1 protein-coding gene and 1 pseudogene are annotated in these 247 nt (G+C 46.6%); both read left to right on the top strand.

Features of this window, described 5'->3' with window-relative positions:
- Window positions 1–172, top strand: a pseudogene (locus SB660_RS22860) (DNA repair protein RadA); the annotation flags it as partial.
- Between the two features lie 3 nt (window positions 173–175).
- Window positions 176–247 (top strand): hypothetical protein (locus SB660_RS22855; protein ID WP_410584809.1); only part of this gene is annotated, 72 nt, incomplete at its 3' end.

Genomic DNA, 247 nt, shown 5'->3' with positions numbered 1-247 from the left:
CCGGCGGGTTTCAAGAATTGAACAGCGTCTGAAAGAAGCGGCAAAGCTTGGTTTTAAACGCATGATCATACCCGCGGCAAATCTGGATGGATGGACAAAACCAAAAGGGATTGAGGTTATCGGAGTAGCAAATGTTGCAGAAGCGCTTCGTACTTCATTAGGAGGATCATAATAGATGGAAAAAGAGAAAAAAGGGGCGAAACAAGAGCTTGACCTGTCTGCAATTCTGCAGTTCGTTGCACCGGGC

The organism is Bacillus sp. SIMBA_005 (assembly GCF_046535585.1).
Classification (GTDB): domain Bacteria; phylum Bacillota; class Bacilli; order Bacillales; family Bacillaceae; genus Bacillus; species Bacillus pumilus.
This window is presented reverse-complemented; position numbering and strand designations above follow the sequence as displayed.